Source organism: Mesorhizobium sp. B4-1-3 (assembly GCF_006439355.1).
Taxonomy (GTDB): Bacteria; Pseudomonadota; Alphaproteobacteria; order Rhizobiales; family Rhizobiaceae; genus Mesorhizobium.
This window is the reverse complement of the sequence record NZ_VFTG01000043.1, coordinates 21924-27923: the sequence shown is the minus strand read 5'-3', so window position 1 is coordinate 27923 and position 6000 is coordinate 21924. Positions and strand designations below refer to the sequence as shown.

Genomic DNA, 6000 nt, shown 5'->3' with positions numbered 1-6000 from the left:
GGTGAAGATCGAGGTGGTGCTCGGCGACGACGCCGTCGAAGGCGCCGTCGAGGCCATCCGCAAGGCGGCGCAGACCGGCCGCATCGGCGATGGAAAAATCTTCGTCTCCAACATAGAGGAAGTCGTGCGCATCCGCACCGGCGAGACCGGCATCGACGCCATCTGACCTTCAATCCATACCGTACGTCATCACACAGGGAAGAAATGACATGACGACAGCCAAAGACATCATGAAGCAGATCAAGGACAACGACGTGAAATTCGTCGACCTGCGCTTCACCGATCCGCGGGGCAAACTGCAGCATGTGACGATGGATGTCGTCGAGGTCGAGGAAGACATGTTCGCCGACGGCGTCATGTTCGACGGCTCCTCGATCGCCGGTTGGAAGGCGATCAACGAGTCCGACATGGTGCTGATGCCGGATACCGACACCGTCCACATGGACCCGTTCTTCGCCCAGTCGACCATGGTCATCCTGTGCGACATCCTCGATCCGGTCTCGGGCGAGGCCTACAACCGCGATCCGCGCGGCACCGCCAAGAAGGCCGAGGCTTATATGAAGTCCGAAGGCATCGGCGACACGATCTATGTCGGCCCGGAAGCCGAGTTCTTCGTGTTCGACGACGTGAAGTACAAGGCCGATCCCTACAACACCGGCTTTCGTCTCGATTCGACCGAACTGCCGTCCAACGACGACACCGACTACGAGACCGGCAATCTCGGCCACCGTCCGCGCATCAAGGGCGGCTATTTCCCGGTGCCGCCGATTGATTCGTGCCAGGACATGCGCTCCGAGATGATGACTGTGCTGGCCGAGATGGGCGTGCGGGTCGAGAAGCATCACCATGAGGTCGCCGCCGCCCAGCACGAGCTCGGCATCAAGTTCGACACGCTGGTGCGCAACGCCGACAAGATGCTGATCTACAAGTATGTCGTCCACCAGGTCGCCAACGCCTACGGCAAGACGGCCACCTTCATGCCGAAGCCGGTGTTCGGCGACAACGGCTCGGGCATGCATGTGCACCAGTCGATCTGGAAGAACGGCAAGCCGACCTTCGCCGGCAACGAATATGCCGGCTTGTCGGAAACCTGCCTCTACTACATCGGCGGCATCATCAAGCACGCCAAGGCGATCAACGCCTTCACCAACCCGCTGACCAACTCCTACAAGCGTCTGGTGCCGGGCTATGAGGCGCCGGTGCTGCTCGCCTATTCGGCGCGCAACCGCTCGGCTTCCTGCCGCATTCCGTTCGGCAACTCGCCGAAGTCGAAGCGCGTCGAGGTCCGCTTCCCCGATCCGGGCGCGAACCCCTATCTCGGCTTCGCCGCCATGCTGATGGCCGGTCTCGACGGCATCAAGAACAAGATCCATCCGGGACAGCCGATGGACAAGGATCTCTACGATCTGCCGCCGAAGGAGCTGAAGAAGATCCCGACCGTCTGCGGCTCGCTGCGCGAAGCGCTGCAGAACCTCGACAAGGACCGCGGCTTCCTGAAGGCCGGCGGCGTCTTCGACGACGACCAGATCGACTCCTATATCGAGCTCAAGATGGCCGAGGTCATGCGCTTCGAAATGACCCCGCATCCGGTCGAGTACGACATGTATTATTCGGTCTAAAGTTTTCATTTAATATCGAAATCAAGCCCTTGGAGGCCATCGCTTCCAGGGGCTTTTCATTTGGAGACGGGTTTTCCCGGCCATATTTCCAAGTGGCAAAAAAAGAACCCCGGCGTCTCGCCGGGTTCTCGCACGGACAGGTGTCGGAGGGCTGACGCCTATCCGGCAAGTTCGTCGGGTTCCGTGCAGCGTCCAGTCGGCGCGGCACGATAGGAACAGCAGGAAATAGATCGCGGCGACCGCCATGATCGCAAGCGTCGCGATCAGGCTCGGCGTCCGAAGGCGCGTCGAGCCAGTTCTGATAGGCGACATAGATCAGCGCCACGAAGGCGAGGATCGCAGGCACCGGGAACAGCGGCATGCGATAGTGACCGCCCGAGGTGGTGCCGTTGCGGCGGCCGGCGAAGACGGCGATGCAAAGCAGCGCATAGATCACGACCAGCGAGGTGCCGCTGACCACCAGCAAAAGGTTGAGATCGATGACGCAGGCGCGTGGCGTCATCGCCGACTGACTGCAGCGGGCGGAGCCCCCTCGCCGGCAATCGCCGTGCAAAAAAAGCCCCGGCGTTAACCCGCCGGGGCTTTTAAATCGTTCTCGTCGCGCCACCGGCTCGCAAGCCGGTGGCACCGAACAAAATCAAGCGGCGGCCGAAACTGCGGCCGTCGAAACCTGCGAGATCGTCTTCAGGACCTGCGAGGCGATCTGGTAGGGGTCGCCCTGCGAGTTGGGGCGACGGTCTTCCAGATAGCCCTTGTAGTCGTTCTTGACGAAGGAATGCGGCACGCGGATCGAGGCGCCGCGATCGGCGACGCCGTAGGAGAACTTGTTCCACGGCGCGGTCTCATGCTTGCCGGTCAGGCGCTTGTCGTTGTCCGGACCGTAGACGGCGATGTGATCCATCAGGTTCTTCTCGAACTGCGCCATCAGCGCCTCGAAATAGGCCTTGCCGCCGACTTCGCGCATATACTTGGTCGAGAAGTTGCAGTGCATGCCCGAACCGTTCCAGTCCGTGTCGCCGAGCGGCTTGCAGTGGAACTCGATATCGATGCCGTATTTTTCGGTCAGGCGCAGCAGCAGGTAGCGGGCCATCCACATCTGGTCAGCGGCCTTCCTGGAGCCCTTGCCGAAGATCTGGAATTCCCACTGGCCCTTCGCGACTTCGGCGTTGATGCCTTCATGGTTGATGCCGGCGGCGAGGCAGAGATCGAGATGCTCCTCGACGAGCTGGCGCGCGATATCGCCGACATTCTTGAAGCCGACGCCGGTGTAATACGGGCCCTGCGGTGCGGGATAGCCGCTCTCGGGGAAGCCGAGGGGGCGGCCGTCCTTGTAGAAGAAGTATTCCTGCTCGAAGCCGAACCAGGCGTCCTCGTCGTCGAGGATGGTCGCGCGGCTGTTCGATGCATGCGGGGTGACGCCATCCGGCATCATGACTTCGCACATCACGAGAACACCATTGGTGCGGGCCGGATCCGGGTAAACCGCCACCGGCTTCAGCACGCAGTCCGAACTGCGGCCTTCGGCCTGGTTCGTGGAGGAACCGTCGAAGCCCCACAGCGGCAGCTGCTCGAGCGTCGGGAACTCGGCAAACTCCTTGATCTGGGTCTTGCCGCGCAGATTGGGGGTCGGGGTGTAGCCGTCGAGCCAGATATACTCGAGCTTATATTTGGTCATTCCAGTGCCTCTCGTTGCTTGGACGCCGCCATGGCGGCATCGATGCATGGCCGGATCAAGCCGGCCTGCCGACGGTCAAAATGCAAGTCGTATGCCACTCCGATCTTGGGGGATGCGGCAAAATGGCCAGGACAAAGCGTTGATTTTGCTGAGCCGCCTCAGCAATGCGCTCCGATCGTTCAGCAAATGATTTTGCTCAAATAATGTGCATTAAATGATCTTTTGGTAGGCATATTGCTTAAATGAATCGCAGAACCTATTTTGGCGGAAAGGTGAATCGACACGCTCCTGGAAAGACAAGGAGACCCGCAATGCAAGTTATGGCCTCGCGACCGTCGGCAAAAATCCTGATGTTCCCGCTTGCAGCGCGTAAGTCTGCCTCAAATTTAGGCGCCAAGGCCAAATTCGCGGCAGAGCTTGCAGCGCTTCGCGGCGAGTTGGCCGACATCGACGGATGGTACCACGAAGCGGCGATCGAGGAGGAGAACGAGCAGCGCAAGAGTTGATCGCCTCTTTGAGTTCAGGAATATAAAAAGCCCGGCGCGATCGCTCGCGCCGGGCTTTTTTGTCTAGGCGGATAACCGAGGTCACTCCTTGGCGTGCAGATCAGTGCCGAGCGTATCCCTGACGAAGATCATGCCGATGATGAGCGACATCGCCGCGATGATCACCGGGTACCAGAGACCGTAGTAGATATCACCCTTGTAGGCGCTGAGCGCGAACACCGTTGCCGGCAGCAGGCCGCCGAACCAGCCATTGCCGATGTGGTAAGGCAGCGACATGCCGGTATAGCGTATGCGGGTCGGGAACATTTCGACCAGGATAGCGGCGATCGGCCCATAGACCATGGTCACGAACAGCACCAGGATGAAGAGGATGCCGATCGTCATTGGCCAGTTGATGGCCGCAGGATCGGCCGCCATGGCGAAGGCGCCGCCGCCCGGGATGGTATAGACGGTGACTTCCGGCGCACCGGCTGCCTCGTCCTTGGTCAGGATCTTGTCGGCGATCGCCTGATCGGTCTTCACCGTAGCCTTCTCGCCGCCGCGAATTGCCGCGGCGTCGAGCTTCAGTTCCGGATTGGCCGCGATGAAGGCGTCGAGCTTCTGGTCCGCCACCTTGGCGGCGGCGCGCTTCAGCGGATAGCCTCCGTCCTGCAGCGACATGTTCACCGCCTTCTGGAAGGCCGCCTCCTTGGCCTTGGCCTGATCGCCTGCGGCAACGGCGTCGTAGGACTCCACCGTCTCGTTGCCGATCTTGACCGAAGCCGCAGTTCCAGGCGCGGCCGTCGTAACGACGTCATAAGGCACCGAGTTCTTCGTGAGGAACGACGTCGCGATATCGCAGGAGGTCGTGAACTTCGCCGTGCCGACCGGGTTGAACTGGAACTTGCAATCACCGGGAGCCGCCGTCACTGTCGCGCGGGTGTTCTGCTGCGCGGTGGCCAAGGCCGGATTGGCAGCCCAGGTGAGCGCCTTGAACAGCGGGAACGTACACACGATACCCAATGCAAGGCCGGCCATGATGATCGGCTTGCGGCCGATCTTATCCGACAGCCAGCCGAACACGACGAAGAAGATCGAGCCGACGGCAAGCGCGATGGCGATCATGATGTTGACCGACCATGCGTCGACCTTCAGCACGTTCTGCAGGAAGAACAGGGCGTAGAACTGTCCGTTATACCAGATCACGGCTTGGCCGGCGGTAAGGCCGAGCAGCGCCAGAAGGGCGATTTTGGCGTTTTTCCATTGACCGAAAGCTTCCGTCAACGGCGCCTTCGAGCCCTTGCCTTCGTCCTTCATGCGCTGGAAGGTCGGCGACTCCGAAAGCGACAGCCGAATCCAGATCGAGATGGCGAGCAGGAAGAACGAGACGATGAAGGGAATGCGCCAACCCCAGCTGGCGTAGGTTTCCTTGCTGAGCGAGCCCTGGACGATCAGGATGACGATCAGCGACAGGAACAGGCCCAGCGTCGCCGTGGTCTGGATCCAGGACGTGTAATAGCCGCGTCGGTCGTCCGGCGCGTGCTCGGCGACATAGGTCGCGGCGCCGCCATATTCGCCGCCGAGCGCCAGCCCCTGCAGCATGCGCAGCGCGATCAGGATCACCGGCGCCGCAATGCCCCAACTGGCGTAGCCGGGGAGCAGGCCGACCAGGAAGGTCGACAGGCCCATGATCGTCATGGTGACGAGGAAGGTGTATTTGCGGCCGACGAGATCGCCGATGCGGCCGAACACGAGCGCGCCGAACGGACGCACGAGGAAGCCAGCGGCAAAGGCCAGCAGCGCGAAGATGTTGCGCGTCGCTTCCGGGATCGCCGGGCTGAAGAAGGTCGAGCCGATGAAGGCTGCCAGCGAGCCGTAGAGATAGAAATCATACCATTCGAAAACGGTGCCGAGCGAGGAGGCGAAGATGACCTTCTTCTCCTCCCGCGTCATGCCGCGGCTGGTTCTGCCGGCGGTCGATGCCATTGCCATTTATATATCCTCCCGTGAGATCCCGTCTGTCCTCGACAGCTGCGCGCCACCGTCCGCGCACCTGCGAACGCGGACTCAAAACGCAGCCAACGAAGCAAAAAATGACAGAAAGGGCGGGCGAAAGGCACCGCGACAATGGGATTATGACTTTGGTATTAGGTGCGCTGCGAAAGCGGCGCGACGCTTGGAGTGGCTCAGCTTTGCGCAATTCTTGGGCAGAAAGCCGCTG

General features: G+C 61.1%; 6 protein-coding genes. 3 read left to right on the top strand and 3 right to left on the bottom strand.

Annotated elements, in window-relative coordinates; all coding sequences use genetic code 11:
• The coding region (locus FJW06_RS28935; protein ID WP_140756930.1) for a P-II family nitrogen regulator at positions 1–166 on the top strand (166 nt) is incomplete at its 5' end.
• A 43-nt stretch (positions 167–209) separates the two neighbouring features.
• Positions 210–1619 (top strand): type I glutamate--ammonia ligase, encoded by a 1410-nt coding sequence (gene glnA / locus FJW06_RS28930; protein ID WP_140756928.1) that lies wholly within the window; start codon positions 210–212, stop codon positions 1617–1619.
• Here glnA and FJW06_RS28925 read toward each other — a convergent pair.
• Together FJW06_RS28925 and FJW06_RS28920 are read right to left on the bottom strand one after the other, a co-directional pair.
• Positions 1561–2121, bottom strand: a complete 561-nt coding sequence (locus FJW06_RS28925) for an APC family permease (RefSeq protein WP_140756926.1) — start codon at positions 2119–2121, stop codon at positions 1561–1563. The two genes, glnA and FJW06_RS28925, sit on opposite strands and share 59 nt — an antisense overlap.
• 135 nt (positions 2122–2256) lie before the next feature.
• Entirely contained in the window at positions 2257–3294 is a 1038-nt protein-coding gene (locus FJW06_RS28920) for a glutamine synthetase beta-grasp domain-containing protein (protein ID WP_040982989.1), read from the bottom strand.
• 311 nt (positions 3295–3605) lie between these two features.
• Here FJW06_RS28920 and FJW06_RS28915 point away from each other — a divergent pair, with 311 nt between their 5' ends.
• Entirely contained in the window at positions 3606–3800 is a 195-nt protein-coding gene (locus FJW06_RS28915; RefSeq protein WP_140756924.1) for a DUF2735 domain-containing protein, read from the top strand.
• A gap of 81 nt (positions 3801–3881) precedes the next feature.
• Here FJW06_RS28915 and FJW06_RS28910 read toward each other — a convergent pair whose 3' ends face one another.
• A complete protein-coding gene (locus FJW06_RS28910; RefSeq protein WP_140756922.1) occupies positions 3882–5771 on the bottom strand; it encodes an MFS transporter in 1890 nt (629 codons plus the stop codon).
• Positions 5772–6000: the final 229 nt, after the last annotated feature.